The organism is Pseudomonas sp. WC1, from assembly GCF_050586565.1.
Taxonomy (GTDB): Bacteria; Pseudomonadota; Gammaproteobacteria; order Pseudomonadales; family Pseudomonadaceae; genus Aquipseudomonas.
The window spans coordinates 69,278-88,844 of sequence record NZ_JBOBDQ010000004.1 but is presented as its reverse complement, the minus strand read 5'-3'; the positions used below and the strand labels follow the sequence as shown (position 1 = coordinate 88,844).

Annotated in this window: 17 protein-coding genes; 7 read left to right on the top strand and 10 right to left on the bottom strand. The window is 63.9% G+C overall.

Annotated features, from left to right (window positions below):
* Nucleotides 1-156: 156 nt before the first annotated feature.
* The 6 genes from prpD to ACQ4OD_RS02865 all read right to left on the bottom strand — a co-directional run bounded on the left by prpD (nt 157) and on the right by ACQ4OD_RS02865 (nt 8,692).
* Nucleotides 157-1,641, bottom strand: coding sequence for a 2-methylcitrate dehydratase (gene prpD, locus ACQ4OD_RS02890; RefSeq protein WP_258600358.1), 1,485 nt, complete (start codon nt 1,639-1,641; stop codon nt 157-159).
* A 68-nt stretch (nt 1,642-1,709) separates the two neighbouring features.
* Complete coding sequence (prpF, locus tag ACQ4OD_RS02885) at nt 1,710-2,900, bottom strand: 2-methylaconitate cis-trans isomerase PrpF (protein ID WP_430943856.1); 1,191 nt, start codon at nt 2,898-2,900, stop codon at nt 1,710-1,712.
* A gap of 164 nt (nt 2,901-3,064) precedes the next feature.
* Complete coding sequence (gene acnD, locus ACQ4OD_RS02880) at nt 3,065-5,653, bottom strand: Fe/S-dependent 2-methylisocitrate dehydratase AcnD (protein WP_430943855.1); 2,589 nt, start codon at nt 5,651-5,653, stop codon at nt 3,065-3,067.
* 156 nt (nt 5,654-5,809) lie between these two features.
* Nucleotides 5,810-6,937 carry a bifunctional 2-methylcitrate synthase/citrate synthase gene (gene prpC / locus ACQ4OD_RS02875; protein ID WP_110700918.1) on the bottom strand — a complete coding sequence of 376 codons (1,128 nt, stop codon included), beginning with the start codon at nt 6,935-6,937 and terminating at the stop codon, nt 5,810-5,812.
* 151 nt (nt 6,938-7,088) lie between these two features.
* Complete coding sequence (gene prpB / locus ACQ4OD_RS02870; RefSeq protein WP_038706441.1) at nt 7,089-7,979, bottom strand: methylisocitrate lyase; 891 nt, start codon at nt 7,977-7,979, stop codon at nt 7,089-7,091.
* The gene (locus tag ACQ4OD_RS02865) at nt 7,976-8,692 is read right to left on the bottom strand and encodes a GntR family transcriptional regulator (RefSeq protein WP_102683264.1); all 717 of its coding nucleotides are present in this window, start codon (nt 8,690-8,692) and stop codon (nt 7,976-7,978) included. Before ACQ4OD_RS02865 ends, prpB begins: the two co-directional genes overlap by 4 nt.
* Nucleotides 8,693-8,977: 285 nt before the next feature.
* Here ACQ4OD_RS02865 and ACQ4OD_RS02860 point away from each other — a divergent pair, with 285 nt between their 5' ends.
* The 5 genes from ACQ4OD_RS02860 to ACQ4OD_RS02840 all read left to right on the top strand — a co-directional run bounded on the left by ACQ4OD_RS02860 (nt 8,978) and on the right by ACQ4OD_RS02840 (nt 14,407).
* Nucleotides 8,978-9,514: an ATP-dependent zinc protease family protein gene (locus ACQ4OD_RS02860; protein ID WP_102683263.1), complete on the top strand. Its 537-nt coding sequence runs from the start codon at nt 8,978-8,980 to the stop codon at nt 9,512-9,514.
* Nucleotides 9,515-9,519: 5 nt separating this feature from the next.
* Entirely contained in the window at nt 9,520-11,055 is a 1,536-nt protein-coding gene (locus ACQ4OD_RS02855; protein WP_198753926.1) for an inactive transglutaminase family protein, read from the top strand.
* The gene (locus tag ACQ4OD_RS02850; RefSeq protein ID WP_102683261.1) at nt 11,055-12,035 is read left to right on the top strand and encodes an alpha-L-glutamate ligase-like protein; all 981 of its coding nucleotides are present in this window, start codon (nt 11,055-11,057) and stop codon (nt 12,033-12,035) included. The genes ACQ4OD_RS02855 and ACQ4OD_RS02850 overlap by 1 nt, the downstream gene beginning before the upstream one ends.
* Before the next feature lie 180 nt (nt 12,036-12,215).
* Nucleotides 12,216-13,559, top strand: a complete 1,344-nt coding sequence (gene pabB, locus ACQ4OD_RS02845; RefSeq protein ID WP_430943854.1) for an aminodeoxychorismate synthase component I — start codon at nt 12,216-12,218, stop codon at nt 13,557-13,559.
* Between the two features lie 113 nt (nt 13,560-13,672).
* Nucleotides 13,673-14,407 (top strand): phosphoadenylyl-sulfate reductase, encoded by a 735-nt coding sequence (locus ACQ4OD_RS02840; protein ID WP_139669924.1) that lies wholly within the window; start codon nt 13,673-13,675, stop codon nt 14,405-14,407.
* A gap of 37 nt (nt 14,408-14,444) precedes the next feature.
* Here the strand turns inward: ACQ4OD_RS02840 and cysB are convergent, their stop codons facing one another.
* The 3 genes from cysB to ACQ4OD_RS02825 form a co-directional block, all read right to left on the bottom strand.
* Nucleotides 14,445-15,419: an HTH-type transcriptional regulator CysB gene (gene cysB, locus ACQ4OD_RS02835; RefSeq protein WP_011533140.1), complete on the bottom strand. Its 975-nt coding sequence runs from the start codon at nt 15,417-15,419 to the stop codon at nt 14,445-14,447.
* A 126-nt stretch (nt 15,420-15,545) separates the two neighbouring features.
* Complete coding sequence (locus ACQ4OD_RS02830) at nt 15,546-16,043, bottom strand: universal stress protein (RefSeq protein ID WP_046854907.1); 498 nt, start codon at nt 16,041-16,043, stop codon at nt 15,546-15,548.
* A 95-nt stretch (nt 16,044-16,138) separates the two neighbouring features.
* Nucleotides 16,139-17,101, bottom strand: a complete 963-nt coding sequence (locus tag ACQ4OD_RS02825) for a putative 2-dehydropantoate 2-reductase (protein ID WP_430943853.1) — start codon at nt 17,099-17,101, stop codon at nt 16,139-16,141.
* Nucleotides 17,102-17,360: 259 nt separating this feature from the next.
* Here ACQ4OD_RS02825 and ACQ4OD_RS02820 point away from each other — a divergent pair, with 259 nt between their 5' ends.
* Entirely contained in the window at nt 17,361-18,437 is a 1,077-nt protein-coding gene (locus ACQ4OD_RS02820) for a 3-deoxy-7-phosphoheptulonate synthase (protein ID WP_011533136.1), read from the top strand.
* A gap of 62 nt (nt 18,438-18,499) precedes the next feature.
* Here ACQ4OD_RS02820 and ACQ4OD_RS02815 read toward each other — a convergent pair whose 3' ends face one another.
* On the bottom strand, nt 18,500-18,781 hold the full coding sequence (locus ACQ4OD_RS02815) for a GNAT family N-acetyltransferase (RefSeq protein ID WP_031315036.1): 282 nt from the start codon (nt 18,779-18,781) through the stop codon (nt 18,500-18,502).
* Nucleotides 18,782-19,271: 490 nt separating this feature from the next.
* On the opposite strand from ACQ4OD_RS02815, the gene oprI reads away from it, so the two are divergent.
* Nucleotides 19,272-19,523 carry an outer membrane lipoprotei OprI gene (oprI, locus tag ACQ4OD_RS02810; protein WP_003259780.1) on the top strand — a complete coding sequence of 84 codons (252 nt, stop codon included), beginning with the start codon at nt 19,272-19,274 and terminating at the stop codon, nt 19,521-19,523.
* Nucleotides 19,524-19,567 lie beyond the last annotated feature (44 nt).

The following is a 19,567-nucleotide window of genomic DNA, read 5'->3' as shown; positions in this document are numbered from 1 at the left end:
GTAAGAAGAAGCCCCGGTAGAGATACCGGGGCTTTTTTGTTAGAGCCGCCGGCCTCATCGCTGGCAAGCCAGCTCCCACAAGATCGCGCAGTGCTCAAGGTCTGCGCTAAACCTGTGGGAGCTGGCTTGCCAGCGATGAGGCCGCAACAGACAACATCAAATCACGAACAGATCGACAAACCTGTGCACGGGCATGGCCTCCAGCCTCGCCTGGTCCTTGCACAACGCCACGATTTCCTCACAGCGCTGGCGCACGTAGCGCGTCGCCAGGTTCTCCTTGAACTTCGCCTCCAGCAACGGCATCCCCTCCTTCCGCCGGCGTCGATGCCCGATCGGGTACTCCACCACCACCTGCGGCGTGTGACTGCCATCCTTGAAGAACACCTGCACGCCATTGGCAATGGAACGCTTGTCGGCCTCCAGGTACTCACGGCTGAAGCGCGGCTCCTCGACGATCACCATCTTCTCGCGCAGGCGGTCGATGCTCGGGTGCGCGGCATGGAAGGCATCTTCGTAGTGCTCGGCCACCAGGTCACCGAATATCAACGGCACCGCCGTCATGTATTGCAGGCAGTGGTCGCGGTCCGCGGCATTGGCCAGCGGCCCTTCCTTGGAAATGATGCGGATCGCCGATTCGTGGGTGGTGATGACGATGCGGTCTATCTCGTGCAGGCGGTTGCGCACCTGCGGGTGCAGGATCACCGCAGCTTCGCAGGCCGTCTGGGCATGAAATTCGGCGGGGAAGCTGATCTTGAACAGCACGTTTTCCATCACATAGCTGCCCAGCGGCTGCGGCAGGCGCAGTTCACGCCGCGCCTCGGGCTTGAGCGCCAGGTCCTTGTTGGTGTGGCTGAACGACACGTCGTAGAACCCCCACTGCCTGGCGGTCAGCGCACCGGGCACACCCATCTCGCCGCGCAGCGCGATATCGGCCAGGCGCACGCCACGACTGGAGGCATCCCCCGCCGCCCACGACTTGCGCGAGCCGGCGTTGGGCGCATGACGGTAGGTGCGCAGGGCCTGGCCATCGACGAAGGCGTGAGAGAGTGCCGAAAGCAATTGTTCGCGGCTGGCGCCCATGAGCTTGGCACACACTGCTGTCGAGGCGACCTTGACCAACAGCACATGGTCCAGGCCAACCCGGTTGAAGGAGTTCTCCAGCGCCAGCACGCCCTGGATCTCGTGGGCCATGACCATGGCATCGAGCACCTCACGCATGGCCAGGGGCGCCTCGCCATTGGCCACGCGCTTTTGCGACAGGTGATCGGTGACCGCCAGGATGCCACCAAGGTTGTCCGAAGGATGGCCCCACTCCGCCGCCAGCCAGGTGTCGTTGTAGTCCAGCCAGCGGACGATGCAGCCGATGTCCCAGGCCGCCTTGACCGGATCGAGGCGGTAGCTGGTGCCTGGCACGCGGGCGCCGTGGGGGACAATCGTGCCTTCGACCAACGGCCCCAGGTGCTTGGTGCATTCGGGAAAGCGCAGGGCCAAAAGGCCGCAGCCCAGGGTGTCCATCAGGCAGTGGCGGGCGGTGTTCAGCGCCTCGGAGGACTCGACGCGGTAGCCGAGCACATAGTCGGCGAGGGTCTGCAGGACCTGGTCGTAGTCGGGACGGGTGTTGAGGTCTACATTTGCGCTCATTCGTGGCTCCTTGATAACAGGGGCCGCAAAGCGGCCCCGCTCAACGAATGCCGAGCACTACTGATGCCTTAGAAACTATCACCGGGCACGCGCACCCAGCCCTCCATCAGCACCCGAGCGCTTCGGCTCATGATTGCCTTGGTCACGGTCCATTGCCCGTCCACCTGACGCGCCTCGGCCCCGACCCGCAGTGTCCCGGACGGATGGCCGAAACGCACGGCACTTCGTTCTCCGCCACCGGCAGCCAGGTTGACCAGCGTCCCGGGAATCGCCGCGGCGGTACCGATGGCCACCGCTGCGGTGCCCATCATCGCGTGGTGCAGCTTGCCCATCGACAGCGCACGCACCAGCAAGTCGATCTCTTCGGCAGGCACGGCTTTGCCACTGGAGGCAGTGTAGGTGCTCGGCGCCGCGACGAACGCCACTTTCGGCGTGTGCTGGCGCCCGGCGGCCTGATCGATATGTTCGATCAGCCCCATGCGCACGGCACCATGGGCACGGATGGTCTCGAAACGCTGCAACGCGGCGGCATCGCCGTTGATGGCGTCCTGCAACTCGCTGCCGGTATAGCCGATATCAGCGGCATTGACGAAGATGGTCGGGATACCGGCATTGATCAGGGTCGCCTTGAAGGTACCGACGCCCGGCACCTCGAGGTCGTCGACCAGGTTGCCGGTGGGGAACATCGCCCCGCCTCCGCCCTCCTCGTCGGCGGCCGGGTCAAGGAACTCCAGCTGCACCTCGGCGGCCGGGAAGGTCACGCCGTCGAGCTCGAAAGCACCGGTTTCCTGCACCTCGCCCTCGGTGATAGGCACATGGGCGATGATGGTCTTGCCGATATTGGCCTGCCAGATCCGCACGGTAGCGATGCCGTTGCGTGGAATGCGGCTTGCATCGACCAGACCGCCACTGATGGCGAACGAGCCGACCGCCGCGGACAGGTTGCCGCAGTTGCCGCTCCAGTCGACGAAGGCCTTGTCGATCGAGACCTGGCCGAACAGGTAGTCGACGTCGTGGTCGGGCTTGATGCTTTTAGACAGGATCACCGTCTTGCTGGTGCTGGAGGTGGCGCCACCCATGCCGTCGATCTGCTTGCCGTACGGGTCGGGGCTGCCGATCACCCGCAGCAGCAGGGCGTCGCGAGCTGGGCCCGAGACCTGCGCGCGCTCGGGCAAGTCTTGCAGCCGGAAGAACACGCCTTTGCTGGTACCACCACGGATGTAGGTGGCGGGGATTTTTACCTGTGGTGCATGTGCCATTGCAGTGTTTCCTGATCTTTTCATTGCGACGCAAAGACTGGGGCTGCTGCGCAGCCCATTCGCCGCGGTTCGTCGTCACGACAAGCCGGCTCCCACATGAGCATGCCGCACCTACTGTGGGAGCCGGCTTGCCGGCGAAAGGGCCGCTCAGCGGCCCCGCTTATTCAGGCCGTGCCTTCCAGGAAGTCCTGGGCAAAGCGCTGCAACACCCCACCCGCCTCATAGATCGATACCTCTTCGGCGGTATCCAGGCGGCAGGTCACCGGCACCTCGACGCGCTCGCCGTTGCGCCGCGTGACCACCAGGGTCAGCGTCGCGCGCGGCTTGCGCTCGCCCAGCACGTCGTAGGTTTCGCTGCCGTCCAGGCCCAAGGTCTTGCGGTCGGTACCCGCCTTGAACTCCAGCGGCAGCACGCCCATGCCCACCAGGTTGGTACGGTGGATGCGCTCGAAGCCCTCGGCGACAATCGCCTCGACGCCCGCCAGACGCACGCCCTTGGCCGCCCAGTCACGGGACGAACCCTGGCCGTAGTCGGCACCAGCAACAATAATCAGCGGCTGCTTGCGCTGCATATAGGTCTCGATGGCCTCCCACATGCGGGTCACCTTGCCTTCCGGCTCGATGCGCGCCAGCGAACCCTGCTTCACGCTACCGTCGTCGTTGTGCACCATCTCGTTGTACAGCTTGGGGTTGGCGAAGGTGGCGCGCTGCGCGGTCAGGTGGTCGCCACGGTGGGTGGCGTAGGAGTTGAAGTCTTCCTCCGGCAGGCCCATCTTCGCCAGGTATTCACCGGCAGCGCTATCCAGCAGGATGGCGTTGGACGGCGACAGGTGGTCGGTGGTGATGTTGTCCGGCAGCACCGCCAGCGGGCGCATGCCGCGCAGGGTACGCTCACCGGCCAGGGCGCCTTCCCAGTATGGCGGGCGCCGGATGTAGGTGCTCATCGGACGCCAGTCGTACAGCGGCGCGACCTTCGGCCCCTTGTCTTCCTCGATGGCGAACATCGGGATGTACACCTGGCGGAACTGCTCGGGTTTGACCGAGGCGCGCACCACGGCGTCGATTTCCTCGTCGCTCGGCCAGATGTCCTTGAGGCGGATTTCCTTGCCGTCGACCACGCCCAGCACGTCCTTCTCGATGTCGAAACGGATGGTACCGGCGATGGCGTAGGCCACCACCAGCGGCGGCGACGCGAGGAACGCCTGCTTGGCGTAGGGGTGGATACGCCCGTCGAAGTTGCGGTTGCCCGACAGCACGGCGGTGGCGTACAGGTCGCGATCGATGATCTCCTGCTGGATCACCGGGTCGAGCGCGCCGGACATGCCGTTGCAGGTGGTGCAGGCGAAGGCGACGATGCCGAAGCCCAGTTGCTCCAGTTCCTGCTCCAGGCCGGCTTCCTTCAGGTACAGCTGCACCGCCTTGGAGCCCGGCGCGAGCGACGACTTGACCCACGGTTTGCGCACCAGGCCAAGCTTGTTGGCGTTGCGTGCGATAAGGCCAGCGGCGATCACGTTGCGCGGGTTGCTGGTGTTGGTGCAGCTGGTGATGGCGGCAATGATCACCGCGCCATCCGGCATCTGCCCCGGCACCTCTTGCCATTGTCCAGCAATGCCCTTGGCTGCCAGGTCGCTGGTGGCCACGCGGGCATGCGGGTTGGACGGGCCTGCCATGTTACGCACCACACTCGACAGGTCGAAGCTCAGGGTGCGCTCATAATCGGCCTTGGCCAGGCTGTCGGCCCACAGGCCGGCGACCTTGGCGTAGGTCTCGACCAGCTGCACCTGCTGATCGTCGCGGCCGGTCAGCTTGAGGTAGTCGATGGTCTGCTGGTCGATGGCGAACATCGCCGCGGTGGCGCCGTACTCCGGGGCCATGTTGGAGATGGTGGCACGGTCGCCCAGGGTCAGCGCGCTGGCGCCAGCACCGTGGAATTCGAGGTAGGCGCCGACCACCTTCTGCTTGCGCAGGAACTCGGTCAAGGCCAGTACCAGGTCGGTAGCGGTGATGTTCGGCGCCAGGCGCCCGGTCAGCTCGACGCCGACGATCTCCGGCAGGCGCATCCACGAGGCGCGGCCGAGCATGACGTTTTCGGCCTCCAGGCCACCGACACCGATGGCGATCACGCCCAGGGCGTCGACATGCGGGGTGTGGCTGTCGGTGCCGACGCAGGTGTCGGGGTAGGCCACGCCGCGGTCGTTGTGGATCACCGGCGACATCTTCTCCAGGTTGATCTGGTGCATGATGCCGTTGCCCGGCTGGATCACATCGACGTTCTTGAACGCCTGCTTGGTCCAGTTGATGAAGTGGAAACGGTCCTCATTGCGGCGGTCTTCGATGGCGCGGTTCTTGTCGAACGCCTGCGGGTCGAAGCCCCCGCATTCCACGGCAAGCGAATGGTCGACGATCAGTTGCACCGGCACCACCGGATTGACCGCAGCCGGATCGCCGCCTTTTTCAGCGATGGCGTCGCGCAGCCCGGCGAGGTCGACCAGGGCGGTCTGACCAAGGATGTCGTGGCACACCACGCGTGCCGGGAACCAGGGGAAGTCGAGGTCGCGCTTGCGCTCGATCAGTTGCTCGAGCGATGCATCGAGGGTGGCCGGATCGCAGCGGCGCACCAGGTTTTCGGCCAGTACGCGGGAGGTATAAGGCAAGCCGTCGTAAGCGCCGGGCTTGATCGCCTCGACCGCGGCACGGGCGTCGAAGTAGTCCAGGGCGGTGCCTGGCAGGTTCTTGCGGAATGCGGTGTTCATATCGTTATCAGGCTCACGGTATTCGGTTTGCAGGTCAGGCCTTGGGGGCGCTGCGCACCCCATCGCCGGCAAGCCGGCTCCCACAGCAACGCATGGACATTGTGGGAGCCGGCTTGCCGGCGAAAGGGCTGCATGGCAGCCCCAGCGGTCGTTGCCTCAGCGCTGCTCGATCGGCACGAACTGGCGCTGCTCGACGCCGGTGTACTCGGCACTCGGGCGGATGATGCGGTTGTTGGCGCGCTGCTCGAACACGTGCGCGGCCCAGCCGGTCAGGCGCGAGCAGACGAAGATCGGGGTGAACAGCTTGGTCGGGATGCCCATGAAGTGGTACGCCGAAGCATGGTAGAAGTCGGCATTGGGGAACAGGCGCTTCTGCTCCCACATGGTCTTGTCGATGGCTTCGGAGACCGGGTACAGGACCTTGTCGCCCACCTCGTCGGCCAACTGCTTCGCCCAGCCCTTGATCACTTCGTTGCGCGGGTCGGACTCTTTGTAGATGGCATGACCGAAGCCCATGATCTTGTCCTTGCGTTCGAGCATGCGCAGCAGCTCGGCAGTGGCTTCCTGCGGGCTCTGGAAGCGCTCGATCAGCTCCATGGCGGCTTCGTTGGCGCCACCGTGCAGCGGGCCGCGCAGCGAGCCGATGGCGGCGGTGACGCAGGAGTACAGGTCGGACAGGGTCGAGGCACAGACCCGGGCGGTGAAGGTCGAGGCGTTGAATTCGTGCTCGGCGTAGAGGATCAGCGAGACGTTCATCACCTTGACGTGCAGCTCGCTCGGCTTCTTGCCGTGCAGCAGGTGCAGGAAGTGGCCGCCGAGGGTGTCTTCGTCGCTGCTGCAGTCGATACGCACGCCGTGGTGGGTGTAGCGGTACCAGTAGCACATCACCGCCGGGAACAACGCCAGCAGGCGGTCGGTCTTGTCGCGCTGGGCGTCGAAGGTCAGCTCCGGCTCCAGAGTGCCGAGCACCGAGCAGCCGGTGCGCATCACGTCCATCGGGTGGGCATCGCGCGGAATGCGCTCGAGCACTTCCTTCAAGGCTTGTGGCAGGTCGCGCAGGCCCTTGAGCTTGTGCTTGTAATCGGCCAGCTCGGCCTTGCTCGGCAGCTCGCCGTAGAGCAGCAGGTAGGCCACTTCCTCGAACTCGGCGCCTGCGGCCAGGTCGCGCACGTCATAGCCGCGGTAGGTCAGGCCGGCACCGGCCTGGCCGACGGTCGACAGCGCGGTCTGGCCGGCCACCTGGCCACGCAGGCCCGCGCCACTGAGTACTTTTGCTTCGGCCATGGTGTTTCTCCTTTCTTGAATTTGTTATCGAAGTCTTTCTGGCTAATCCGGGTGGCTGTACCGGCCTATCGCCGGCAAGCCGGCTCCCACAAAAAGCAGGCTTGCGCAATCCTGTGGGAGCTGGCTTGCCAGCGATGAGGCCCTCACGGCCTCAACCTTTTTTCTGGGCGAACAACGCATCGAGGCTCTGCTCGAAGGCGTGATAGCCGATGGCATCGTAGAGCTCCATGCGGGTCTGCATGGTGTCGATCACGTTCTTCTGCGTGCCGTCGCGGCGCAGCGCGGTGTAGACGTTCTCTGCCGCCTTGTTCATGGCGCGGAAGGCCGACAGCGGGTAGAGCACCAGCGACACGTCGACCGACGCCAATTCCTCGGTGGTGTACAGCGGCGTGGCACCGAACTCGGTGATATTGGCTAGGATCGGCGCCTTCACCCGGTCGGCGAAGGTCTTGTACATGTGCAACTCGGTGATCGCCTCGGGGAAGATCATGTCGGCGCCGGCCTCGATGCAGGCGGCGGCGCGATCCAGCGCGGCGTTCAGGCCTTCCACCGCCAGGGCGTCGGTACGGGCCATGATCACGAAGCTGTCGTCGCTGCGTGCATCCACGGCCGCCTTGATGCGGTCGACCATCTCCTGCTGCGAGACGATCTCCTTGTTCGGGCGGTGACCGCAGCGCTTGGCGCCGACCTGGTCCTCGATATGGATGGCGGCGGCGCCGAACTTGCTCATCGACTTGACAGTGCGGGCGACGTTGAAGGCCGAGGCGCCAAAGCCGGTGTCGACATCCACCAGCAGCGGCAGGTCGCACACATCGGTGATGCGCCGCACGTCGGTAAGCACGTCGTCCAGGCCACTGATGCCCAGGTCCGGCAGCCCCAGGGAGCCGGCGGCGACACCACCACCGGAGAGGTAGATGGCCTTGAAGCCGGCGCGCTTGGCCAGCAGGGCGTGGTTGGCGTTGATGGTCCCGACCACCTGCAGCGGATGTTCGGCGGCGACCGCGTCACGGAAACGCTGGCCGGGCGTGCTCTTCACTGTCATGACTCACCTCGTGGGCTATTGTTGTCGGCACCCTGGTAGTGGCGCTCGATATTGCGTTTGGACGCGCCGATGTGGCGGCGCATCAGGAGTTCTGCAAGTTCACCGTCGCGGGCTTCGATCGCATCGAGGATACGGTGGTGCTCGGCGAAGGCCTGGCGCGGGCGGTTGGGCGTGGAGGAGAACTGGATGCGGTACATGCGCACCAGCTGGTACAGCTCGCCGCAGAGCATCTTGTACAAGGTCTGGTTGCCGCTGCCCTGGATGATCCGGTAGTGGAAGTCGTAGTCGCCTTCCTGCTGGTAATAGCCCTGCCCGGCCTGGAACGCGGCATCGCGCTCATGGGTATCGAGCACATGGCGCAGCTCGTCGATGGCGGCCTGGCTCATGCGCTCGGCGGCCAGGCGGCAGGCCATGCCTTCGAGCGATTCGCGGATTTCGTACAGCTCGATCAGCTCGGCGTGGCTTAGCGACACCACTCGAGCGCCGACATGGGGCACGCGCACCAGCAGGCGTTGGCCTTCGAGGCGGTGAATGGCTTCGCGCAGCGGGCCACGGCTGATGCCGTAGGTACGCGCAAGCTCAGGCTCGGAAATCTTGCTGCCGGGGGCGATCTCGCCCTTGACGATGGCGGCCTGGATACGCCGGAAGACATGCTCCGAGAGGGTCTCGGTCTCGTCCTGCGGCAGTGCCACGGCCTGGGATGCATCCAGCATGATTGTCGACACCTTTAAAATCAATTACGGCAAAACTAGCTAAACAGAGAGCCACAGTCAAAGACAAAAAGAACATTGTCGACAATCGTCTAATAACGAACTAACCAAGCCCACCCGCGGTCAGATCGCGGGCGCGCTGGCGTCAAGGCACCGGCGTGATAGAATGCCGCGCTCCTTCGGGAGCATGGATAGTGTGTCTGTCATCCTTTCATGCCCATGACAGATCAATGAGGACGCTTGGCCAGTCGCCTTGCCCTGAACTTTGCACAGCACCGCGCCAGGATTATGAGACTCAAACCCGCTTCATTGCTGCTCTGCCTGACCCTGCTGCCGGCACTCGCGCCCGCGGCCGAAAAGACCGTGTACGGTCTCAATGAATACGCCCGCCTGGGCGACCTTGACCTGGAAGTGGCAGCCAAGCTCGACACCGGCGCCAAGACCGCCTCGCTCAGCGCCCGCGACATCAAGCGCTTCAAGCGCAACGGCGAGAGCTGGGTGCGCTTCTACCTGGCCATCGACGCCGCGCACAAGCACCCCATCGAACGCCCTCTGGCCCGCGTCAGCAAGATCAAGCGCCGCGCCGGGGACTATGACGCCGATTCGGGCAAGGCCTACACTGCCCGCCCGGTCATCGAACTCGACATCTGCATGGGCCAGACGCGACGCACCATCGAGGTCAACCTCACCGACCGCAGCGCCTTCCAGTTCCCGCTGCTGATCGGCTCCGAGGCGCTCAAGCACTTCGGTGCGCTGGTCGACCCAAGCCTTAAATACGCGGCCGGCAAACCTGCCTGTGCCACCGAAGCTACCAAAGCAGAGTAATTCCGATGCGCTCTCTTACCCTCCACCTGAAAGTCCTGATCACCATCCTGGTGGTGCTGGGCATCGCGATCACGGCCTACCAGATCTTCGCCCTCGGCATCCCGGTGACCGAGGACGAGACCGATGACCTGTGGAACATCGACGCCAAGGTCGAGTTCGTTGCCAGCGCCAAGGACCCGGTCAAGGTGCAGATGTTCGTGCCCCCGCTGAACCGTGACTACGTGAGCCTCAACGAGAGCTTCATCTCCAACAACTACGGGGTCAGCGTCAACCGCGCCGACGGCAACCGCAAGGTGACCTGGTCGGCCCGTCGCGCCAGCGGCAACCAGACCCTCTACTACCGCCTGGTGCTGACCAAGCGCTACAGCAACGAGAAGGCCAAGATCAAAGGCCCGACCTTCCGCGACAGCCTGGCCGTCGAAGGTCCGGAGAAGATTGCCGCCGAGGCGCTGATGGCACCGATTCGCCAGCATTCGGCTGACGTCGAGACCTTCGTCAGCGAGACCATCAAGCGGGTCAACAACGCCAACGACGACAACGCCAAGCTGCTGCTGGCCGGCGACAACTCGCCGCTGAAGAAAGCCCAGGTCATCGACCTGCTGCTGTCCATCGCCCACGTTCCGCTGGAGAAGGTCCACACCATCCGCCTGGTGGCCGACACCCCGCAGAGCCCTGAGCTGTGGCTGCGCAGCTTCAACGGCAACGACTGGCTGTACTTCAACCCGGAGACCGGCGAACAGGGCCTGCCCAGCGACCGCCTGCTGTGGTGGACCGGCGACGACAACCTGATCACCGTCGATGGCGGCAAGAAGGCCACCGTCACCTTCAGCATGAACAACAGCGAGATGAACGCCATCCGCCTGGCCAAGCTGACCGACGAGAACACCGACGCCGACTTCCTCGAGTACTCGCTGTACGGCCTGCCGCTACAGACCCAGCAGACCTTCATGATCATGGTGATGATCCCGATCGGCGTGCTGGTGATCCTGGTGCTGCGCAACCTGATCGGCATCCAGACCCTGGGCACCTTCACCCCGGTACTGATCGCCCTGGCCTTCCGCGAGACGCAACTGGGCTTCGGCATCATCCTGTTCACGGTAATCACCGCCCTGGGCCTGTCGCTGCGCTCGTACCTGGAACACCTCAAGTTGCAGATGCTGCCGCGTCTGTCGGTGGTACTGACCTTCGTCGTGGTGCTGATCGCCGCCATCAGCCTGTTCAGCCACAAGCTGGGCCTGGAGCGCGGGCTGTCGGTGGCGTTGTTCCCGATGGTAATCCTGACCATGACCATCGAACGCCTGTCGATCACCTGGGAAGAGCGTGGCGGCGGCCATGCCATGAAAGTGGCCGTCGGCACACTGTTCGCCGCCTCCATCGCGCACCTGCTGATGACCGTGCCGGAAGCCGTGTACTTCGTCTTCACCTTCCCGGCGGTGCTGCTGATCCTGGTGGGCTTCATGCTGGCGATGGGTCGCTATCGCGGCTACCGCCTGACCGAGCTCGTGCGCTTCAAGGCATTCCTGAAGAAGGCTGACGCCTGATGTTCGGCCTGATCAAGACGTGGAAAGCCCTGGAGGCCCGGGGCATCATGGGTATCAATCGGCGCAACGCGGACTACGTGTTGAAGTACAACAAGCGCCACCTGTACCCGATCGTCGACGACAAGATCATCACCAAGGAGCGCGCCTTGGCGGCCGGGATCCATGTGCCGGAGATGTACGGCATCATCGAGACCGAGAAGCAGATCGAGAAGCTCGACGAGATCATCGGCGGGCGCAGCGACTTCGTCATCAAGCCGGCCCAGGGCGCCGGTGGTGACGGCATCCTGGTGATCGCCGACCGCTTCGAGGACCGCTACCGCACGGTCTCGGGCAAGATCATCAGCCATGAGGAGATCGAGCACCAGATCTCCAGCATCCTTACCGGCCTGTATTCGCTGGGCGGGCACCGCGACCGGGCGCTGATCGAGTACCGGGTCACTCCGGACCAGATCTTCAAGAGCATAAGCTACGAGGGGGTGCCCGACATCCGCATCATCGTGCTGATGGGCTATCCGGTGATGGCCATGCTGCGTCTGCCGACCCGCCAGTCCGGCGGCAAGGCCAACCTGCACCAGGGCGCCATCGGCGTCGGTGTGGACCTGGCCACCGGCCTGACACTGCGCGGCACCTGGCTGAACAAGATCATCAGCAAGCACCCCGACACCACCAACGCAGTGGACGGCGTGCAACTGCCGAACTGGGACGGTTTCATGAAGCTTGCGGCCAGCTGCTACGAGCTGTGCGGCCTGGGCTATATCGGCGTGGACATGGTGCTGGACCAGGACAAGGGCCCGCTGATCCTCGAACTCAACGCCCGCCCCGGCCTGAACATCCAGATCGCCAACGACTGCGGACTCACGCAACGCACCCACGCCATCGAGGCGCATCTGGAGATGCTGGCCAAGGAAGGTCGCAGCGAGGATGCCGAGCAGCGCGTGAAGGTCTCGCAAGGCCTGTTCGGACACGTTCATCCAGGCTGAAACCTCGTAGGAGCGGGCTTGCCCCGCGATTGGCATAAAGGCAGCCTGCGCTATCGCGGGGCAAGCCCGCTCCCACGACCCCGTCTTTGCGCAACATCTAAATGTCGCTGCCAGCGCTAGGCGCATCCCCCCCACAGGTCTACAATCGCCCTCCTCGCTTTTTCATCGCCGTCCACTCTGATGCCGACCTGTACGCTGCACCCCCTGCCCTACCAGCCCGACCCCGCCTTCTACTTCGAACGCCTGCGCCGCGCGCCCGGCGCGATCCTGCTCGACAGCGCCCGCCCAAGCGCCGAACGGGGTCGCTACGACCTGCTCAGCGCCTGGCCCCTGCAACAGCTGCAGGCACGCACCGATGAAAACGGCCAGGCTTATCTGCAACGCCTGCGCCAGTCATTGGTGGACCTGGGGGAAGCCCAACTGCCCGACGGCATCGAACTGCCCTTCGCCGGCGGCTTGATCGGCTACCTGAGCTACGATTTCGGCCGGCGCCTGGAGCATCTGCCCGCCTTGGCGGCCGACGACCTCAAGCTGCCTGATGCGCAGCTCGGGCTGTATGCGTGGGCATTGGTGACCGACCATCGACTGGGCAGCAGCCAACTGGTGTTCCACCCCAGCCTGCCCCAAGCCGAACGGCAGCGCCTGATCGCGATCTTCGAAGCCAGCCCCTCGGCCGAATCGACTGACTTTCAGTTGCTCGCGCCGATGACCGGCGATCTTCACGCCGCGCAGTACCGGGCAGCGTTCGACCAGGTCCAGCGCTACATCCAGGCCGGCGACTGCTATCAGATCAACCTTACCCAACGCTTCCGCGCCCCATGCCAGGGCGACCCGTGGCACGCCTACCAGGCCCTGCGCGCCGCCTGCCCAACGCCTTTCTCCGGCTACCAGCAGCTGGATGAAGGCACGGCGCTGCTGAGCTTCTCACCCGAGCGCTTCATCCGTGTCAGCCAGGGCGAGGTCGAGACCCGCCCGATCAAGGGCACTCGGCCGCGCTCCGCCGACCCGCGCGAGGACGCCCGCAACGCCGCCGAATTGCTGGCCAGCGCCAAAGACCGCTCGGAAAACCTGATGATCGTCGACCTGCTGCGCAACGATATCGGTCGCACCTGCCAGACCGGCTCGGTGAAGGTCCCGGAACTGTTCAGCCTGGAGAGCTACCCCAACGTCCATCACCTGGTCAGCAGCGTGGTCGGCCAGCTGGCCGCCGGAAAGGACGCCCTGGACCTGATCGCTGGCAGCTTCCCCGGCGGCTCGATCACCGGCGCCCCGAAGATCCGCGCCATGCAGATCATCGACGAGCTGGAGCCGACGCGCCGGGCGCTGTACTGCGGCTCGCTGCTGTACCTCGACGTGCGCGGCGAGATGGACAGCTCGATCGCCATCCGCAGCCTGTTGGTCAAGGACGGCCAGGTCAGTTGCTGGGGCGGTGGCGCGGTGGTGGCCGATTCGGATTGGCAGGCCGAATACGAAGAGTCGATCGCCAAGGTGCGCGTGCTGATGGAAACGCTGCAAGCCTTGTAGAACTCCGTTGGAGCGGGCTTGCCCCGCGATCGCCAGGCGTCTGCCCCGCCATTTTTTGTTACCATCTGACCACTACGAGCGCACAGCGCCACTCACCCGATGGAAACCGCCTGATGAGCCAACCCTTCGACGTCGCCGCCCTGGCCGCGACCTACGCCAGCAAGTCCCCGCAGGAGATCCTCAAGCTCGCCTTCGAACACTTCGGCGACGACCTGTGGATCTCCTTCAGCGGTGCCGAGGATGTGGTGCTGGTGGACATGGCCTGGAAACTGAACAAGCAGGTCAAGGTGTTCAGCCTCGATACCGGTCGCCTGCACCCGGAAACCTACCGCTTCATCGACCAGGTGCGCGAGCAGTACAACCTGCCGATCGAAATCCTCAGCCCGGACCGCACCAAGCTCGACCCGTTCGTCAAGGAAAAGGGCCTGTTCAGCTTCTACAAGGACGGCCACGGCGAGTGCTGCGGCATCCGCAAGATCGAGCCGCTGCGCCGCAAGCTGGCCACCGTCAGCGCCTGGGCCACCGGCCAGCGCCGCGACCAGAGCCCGGGCACCCGCAGCCAAGTGGCTGCGTTGGAGATCGACAGCGCTTTCTCCACCCCCGAACACCCCCTGTACAAGTTCAACCCCCTGGCGCAGATGACCAGCGAGGAAGTCTGGGGCTACATCCGCATGCTCGAGCTGCCCTACAACAGCCTGCATGAGCGCGGCTTCATCAGCATTGGTTGCGAGCCGTGCACCCGCCCGGTGCTGCCGAACCAGCATGAGCGCGAAGGACGTTGGTGGTGGGAGGAGTCGACCCAGAAGGAATGCGGGCTGCACGCCGGCAACCTGATCAGCAAGGCATAAACGACTGGGGCCGCAAAGCGGCCCCAGTTATTTCAGGTCAGTGCACCGGCAACTCGACGCCCTCGAACAGCTCTTCGAGCTCCTGCTTGTTATGACACTGGATCGCCTTGGCCATCACCTCACGGGTCAGGTGCGGGGCGAACTTCTCGATGAAGTCGCACATGAAACCACGCAGGAAGGTGCCGCGACGGAAACCGATCTTGGTGATGCTGGCTTCGAACAGTTCGCTGGCATCCAGGCACACCAGGTCGCTGTCGAGCTTCGGGTCCACCGCCATCTTGGCCACGATACCCACGCCCAGGCCCAGGCGCACATACGTCTTGATCACGTCAGCGTCGGCCGCGGTGAACACCACCTTCGGTGTCAGGCCACGGTGGTTGAACGCCTCGTCGAGCTTGGAGCGACCAGTGAAGCCGAATACATAGGTGACGATCGGGTACTCAGCCACCGCCTCCAGGGTCAGCTTAGGCAGCTTGGTCAGCGGGTGCCCCTGAGGCACTACCACGCAACGGTTCCACTTGTAGCACGGCATCATGATCAGGTCGCCGAACAGCTCCAGCGCCTCGGTGGCGATGGCAAAATCGACGGTGCCGTCAGCCGCCATCTCGGCGATCTGCATGGGCGAGCCCTGGTGCATGTGCAGGGCGACTTCCGGGTATTGCTTGATGAAATTGCTGATCACCGGCGGCAGCGCATAGCGCGCCTGGGTGTGGGTGGTGGCGATCGACAGGGTGCCCTTTTTCTCGTTGGAGAATTCCTGGGCGATCTGCTTGATGCTCTCGACCTTGCGCAGGATCTCGCCGGCAGTATTGATGATGCGCTCGCCCGCCGGGGTGACACGGGTCAGGTGCTTGCCGCTGCGGGCGAAGACTTCGACGCCCAGCTCATCCTCGAGCAGGCGGATCTGCTTGCTGATCCCGGGCTGGGAGGTATAGAGGCTCTGCGCCGTCGCGGAAACGTTGAGGTCATGGTGCGCCACTTCCCAGATGTAGCGCAGTTGCTGAAGCTTCATAGATATCCCTCAAAGGCGGTAGGTCACCGGCGCGCCGGCAGCAACGAGTTATAACTATATTAGTGGCTAGAGAAATAAATCTAGAACTATTTTGTTACGTTCGCAGGAAAAAACCTACCGCCACACTCACACCTTCCTACGCCCAAGATGCTGGGCCAACGGCACCATGTACACCGGCACCGGCGACAGCTGCAGCAGCCGCACCGCCGTGCGACCGATCGGCACGTCCACCCCGGCCCCCGCGCTGTGGCTGCCAAAGATCAGCAAGTCGACCGCCAGGCGCTGGGCCTGTTCAAGGATCACCTGCGCCGGGTCGCCTTGACGCACCCGTACCGCACGGATCAGCGCCAGATCGGCGACCTCGCCCAGTTCCTCGCGAAAGTTTTCCAGCACCCGCTGCTCGATATTGGCCATGACCGTAGTCACGCCCTCACTGTGCAATGCATCGAGAGTCTGCTCATCGAGGTAGCTCTGCAGCAAGGATTCGGCGAACTGGCCCATGGGCTCCACGGCATGGATCACATACAGCTCCGCGTTGAAGGTCCGCGCCAGGGCCAAGGCGTGCTGCATGACGAAGGGCGCGTAAACACCGAGGTCTGTAGCGAACAGCATGGAACGGATCATTCGACCTCCTCGACTGCCGCTTCGGCAGAGCAAGCTTGAGCTTAGCAGCGCCATGGGCCGTCGCCTGGCCGTCCGGCGCACAGCCGCTGCGGCTTTCAGGCCTGCCGGTTACGCCGGTCGAGAAACGCCAGTGCCTGGTACAACGCCTCCATGCGCGGCAACTCGCACCCCGCCGCGCGTGCGCGGGCCAAGGGCTCGGCGTAGATCGCCTGCAGCTCCAGCGGCCGCTGCAAGGCATGGTCGTGATACATGCTTGGCCAATAGTCCGGCATCTTCTCGGTAACCCGGAACAGGTGTTCGGCATAGCCTTGCGGCAACTCAAGGCCACAGGCCCTGGCGCCGGCCACCACTTCCGCCATCAGAGCCTGGATCAGCGCACGGCTGTCGGCATCGCCCATCAGGGGTGTGGTGCTGGCCTGCAGCAGCACCGAAAGGCCGTTGTAGGGCACATTCCACACCAGCTTCTGCCAACGCGCCTGGTCGAGGTCGGCCATGGCCTGGGAGTCGATGCCCGCGGCCCGGAACAGGGCCGCGCCCTCCTCCGCCACTACCGCTGCGTCACCCTGTGCAGGGCCACTGTGATAGCCCAGGTTCACCGCGCCCAACGACTGGTGACGAATCACCCCGGGGCGCTCGCGGTTGACACAGATGAAGCACAGCCCACCCAGCAGGTGCATGTCCGGACGCAAGGCCGGGCGCAGTTGCTCCTCGACCCCAAGGCCATTCTGCAGCAAGACCACTCTGGCCTGCGGCGCTGCGGCTTGCACGATCAAGGGCGCCAGCTCGGCATTGCTGGTGGCCTTGGCCCCCACCAGCAGCCAGTCGCAAGGCGGCATGTCGGCGGCAGAGGCGTAGGCCTGCACGGGCATGCGCACCTGACCATGCACGGCGCTGTCGAGCTGCAGCCCCTGCTCATGCACGGCCTGGTATTCACTGCGCAACAGAAAGTGCACGTCGAAGCCGGCGCGGGCGAGCATCAGGCCATAGAAGCCACCGATTGCGCCGCTGCCAATGATGCCGATACGGGGATTGCCAACCTGAGGGTCGAGGGACGCCATGCCGTGCTCCTGGTCAAGAGTCATTGTTATGGGTCAGCACTATACGCAGGTGTTGCTGCCACGGTGAAATCGTCCCGCCAGGCCGCAAGCTCGCGCCCAAATGCCGCTTGGCGGGCAAAAACCCCGTATCGACGGGGCCCAGCCCATTGTCGCGCCCCCGCTAACGCGCTAAGGTTCGGCCTCCCCGCTGCGAACAATCTGCTGCTGGGCCGCACGGGGATTGCTGGCGGCCGGCACCCGTGACCTGACGAGTAACACGATGGCTGATTTACCGATCGATGACCTTAACGTTGCCTCCAACGAGACCTTGATCACCCCTGATCAGCTCAAGAAGGAAATCCCCCTCAGCGCCAAGGCCCTGCAGACCGTGACTGCCGGCCGTGAAGTGGTGCGCAATATCCTCGACGGCAAGGACCATCGCCTGTTCGTCGTGGTCGGCCCGTGCTCGATCCACGACATCAAGGCCGCCCACGAGTACGCCGAGCGCCTGAAGGTATTGGCCGAGGAAGTTTCCGATACCCTGTACCTGGTCATGCGCGTGTACTTCGAGAAGCCACGCACCACCGTCGGCTGGAAAGGCCTGATCAACGACCCGTACCTCGATGACTCGTTCAAGATCCAGGATGGCCTGCACATCGGCCGCCAGCTGCTGCTGGACCTGGCCGAGAAGGGCCTGCCCACCGCCACCGAAGCGCTCGACCCGATCTCCCCGCAGTACCTGCAGGACTTGATCAGCTGGTCGGCCATCGGCGCACGCACCACCGAATCCCAGACCCACCGCGAGATGGCCTCCGGCCTGTCCTCGGCGGTCGGCTTCAAGAACGGTACCGATGGCGGCCTGACCGTGGCGATCAACGCCCTGCAGTCGGTGTCCAAGCCGCACCGCTTCCTGGGCATCAACCAGGAAGGTGGCGTGTCCATCGTCACCACCAAGGGCAACGCCTACGGCCACGTGGTGCTGCGCGGCGGCAACGGCAAGCCCAACTATGACTCGGTGAGTGTCGCCCTGTGCGAACAGGACCTGGCCAAGGCGAAGATCAAGCCGAACATCATGGTCGACTGCAGCCACGCCAACTCCAACAAGGATCCGGCCCTGCAGCCACTGGTCATGGAGAACGTGGCCAACCAGATCCTCGAAGGCAACCAGTCGATCATCGGCCTGATGGTCGAGAGCCACCTGAACTGGGGCTGCCAGGCCATTCCGAAGAACCTCGACGAGCTGCAGTATGGCGTGTCGGTCACCGACGCCTGCATCGACTGGGCCGCCACCGAGAAGACCCTGCGCAGCATGCACGCCAAGCTCAAGGATGTGCTGCCCAAGCGTCAGCGCGGCTGAGAAATCGCGCAAACGAAAACGCCGGGCAATGCCCGGCGTTTTCATGTGTGCGTGCTGCCAGGTCAGGCCTTGCTCGAATGACGCTGCTGGCGCTCCATGTAGCGCTCCACATAAGAGCACGACGGGATGACCGTATAGCCCATCTGCTCGGCGTACTCCAGGGCCTTTTCGGTCAGCGCGGCGGCAATCCCGCGCCCGCGCAGGGCGTTGGGAACGAAGGTGCGATAGATGTCCAGCGTCTGCTTGCCCAGGTCCATGTACGTCAGGTACGCCCGGTGACCGTCCACGGTGGTCTCGAACTGATGACCGGCCTGGTCATGGTGGATGGTCAGCGTTTCGCTCATCACTACTCCTCGCAGGTCTTGTCGGCAGACCCTTACCTTACCGATGTGGTTTATCCGGCGGAGGAACCTCCACGCCACCTGTGCCCCTTGGACAGCAGCACGATTTGGATCGTTCTGCGTCGATGGCACCCTCAAATAGTAGGCGGCGCCAGCAAGAATGCTCAAGCTGCCCTGAATGAAAATGCTGACAGCAACGCCTGCACCGCCTGGCAACAGCATCCGGATGTTGTAGGGCTAAGACGCTGACAGACAGTTAAAGTCACCCTTAGTTCAACAAAAAAGTTCCTGTACTACAATCGCTTGCGAACGCTGCCCATGGTTTTCACACTTTGTTTACAAACCCTGTCGCCAGAGCCCTCGGCAGCATTTTTTTTGCAGTTCTTGCGCTCAGTCAGTTTACTTACTACAAGTAATGGGTACTATGTACGCCGGCCAGTTTCTCTTTTCCGAGAGATGGCTATTTAATAGAAAGTCCTTGAAGGGGAACACGATGAACAACGTTCTGAAATTCTCTGCTCTGGCTCTGGCCGCAGTTCTGGCTACCGGTTGCAGCAGCGTATCCAAAGAAACCGAAGCTCGCCTGACTGCTACCGAAGACGCAGCAGCTCGCGCCCAGGCTCGTGCAGACGAAGCCTACCGCAAAGCTGACGACGCTCTGGCAGCTGCTCAGAAGGCTCAGCAGACCGCTGACGAAGCCAACGAGCGCGCTCTGCGTATGCTGGACAAAGCCAGCCGCAAGTAATAATCCTCACGGATTGTTATGGAGCCGACCCACTTGTGGGTCGG

Excerpts from the sequence above, each read along its gene's own strand:
- ACQ4OD_RS02840 (WP_139669924.1), top strand. The coding sequence starts at position 13,673 with ATGAGCCAACCCTTCGACGTCGCCGCCCTGGCCGCGACCTACGCCAGC.
- ACQ4OD_RS02865 (WP_102683264.1), bottom strand. The coding sequence starts at position 8,692 with ATGCTGGATGCATCCCAGGCCGTGGCACTGCCGCAGGACGAGACCGAG.
- prpB (WP_038706441.1), bottom strand. The coding sequence starts at position 7,979 with ATGACAGTGAAGAGCACGCCCGGCCAGCGTTTCCGTGACGCGGTCGCC.
- cysB (WP_011533140.1), bottom strand. The coding sequence starts at position 15,419 with ATGAAGCTTCAGCAACTGCGCTACATCTGGGAAGTGGCGCACCATGAC.
- ACQ4OD_RS02815 (WP_031315036.1), bottom strand. The coding sequence starts at position 18,781 with ATGAGCGAAACGCTGACCATCCACCATGACCAGGCCGGTCATCAGTTC.
- prpD (WP_258600358.1), bottom strand. The coding sequence starts at position 1,641 with ATGAGCGCAAATGTAGACCTCAACACCCGTCCCGACTACGACCAGGTC.
- acnD (WP_430943855.1), bottom strand. The coding sequence starts at position 5,653 with ATGAACACCGCATTCCGCAAGAACCTGCCAGGCACCGCCCTGGACTAC.
- ACQ4OD_RS02855 (WP_198753926.1), top strand. The coding sequence starts at position 9,520 with ATGCGCTCTCTTACCCTCCACCTGAAAGTCCTGATCACCATCCTGGTG.
- ACQ4OD_RS02830 (WP_046854907.1), bottom strand. The coding sequence starts at position 16,043 with ATGATCCGTTCCATGCTGTTCGCTACAGACCTCGGTGTTTACGCGCCC.
- ACQ4OD_RS02825 (WP_430943853.1), bottom strand. The coding sequence starts at position 17,101 with ATGGCGTCCCTCGACCCTCAGGTTGGCAATCCCCGTATCGGCATCATT.
- prpF (WP_430943856.1), bottom strand. The coding sequence starts at position 2,900 with ATGGCACATGCACCACAGGTAAAAATCCCCGCCACCTACATCCGTGGT.
- ACQ4OD_RS02850 (WP_102683261.1), top strand. The coding sequence starts at position 11,055 with ATGTTCGGCCTGATCAAGACGTGGAAAGCCCTGGAGGCCCGGGGCATC.
- prpC (WP_110700918.1), bottom strand. The coding sequence starts at position 6,937 with ATGGCCGAAGCAAAAGTACTCAGTGGCGCGGGCCTGCGTGGCCAGGTG.
- ACQ4OD_RS02860 (WP_102683263.1), top strand. The coding sequence starts at position 8,978 with ATGAGACTCAAACCCGCTTCATTGCTGCTCTGCCTGACCCTGCTGCCG.
- pabB (WP_430943854.1), top strand. The coding sequence starts at position 12,216 with ATGCCGACCTGTACGCTGCACCCCCTGCCCTACCAGCCCGACCCCGCC.
- oprI (WP_003259780.1), top strand. The coding sequence starts at position 19,272 with ATGAACAACGTTCTGAAATTCTCTGCTCTGGCTCTGGCCGCAGTTCTG.
- ACQ4OD_RS02820 (WP_011533136.1), top strand. The coding sequence starts at position 17,361 with ATGGCTGATTTACCGATCGATGACCTTAACGTTGCCTCCAACGAGACC.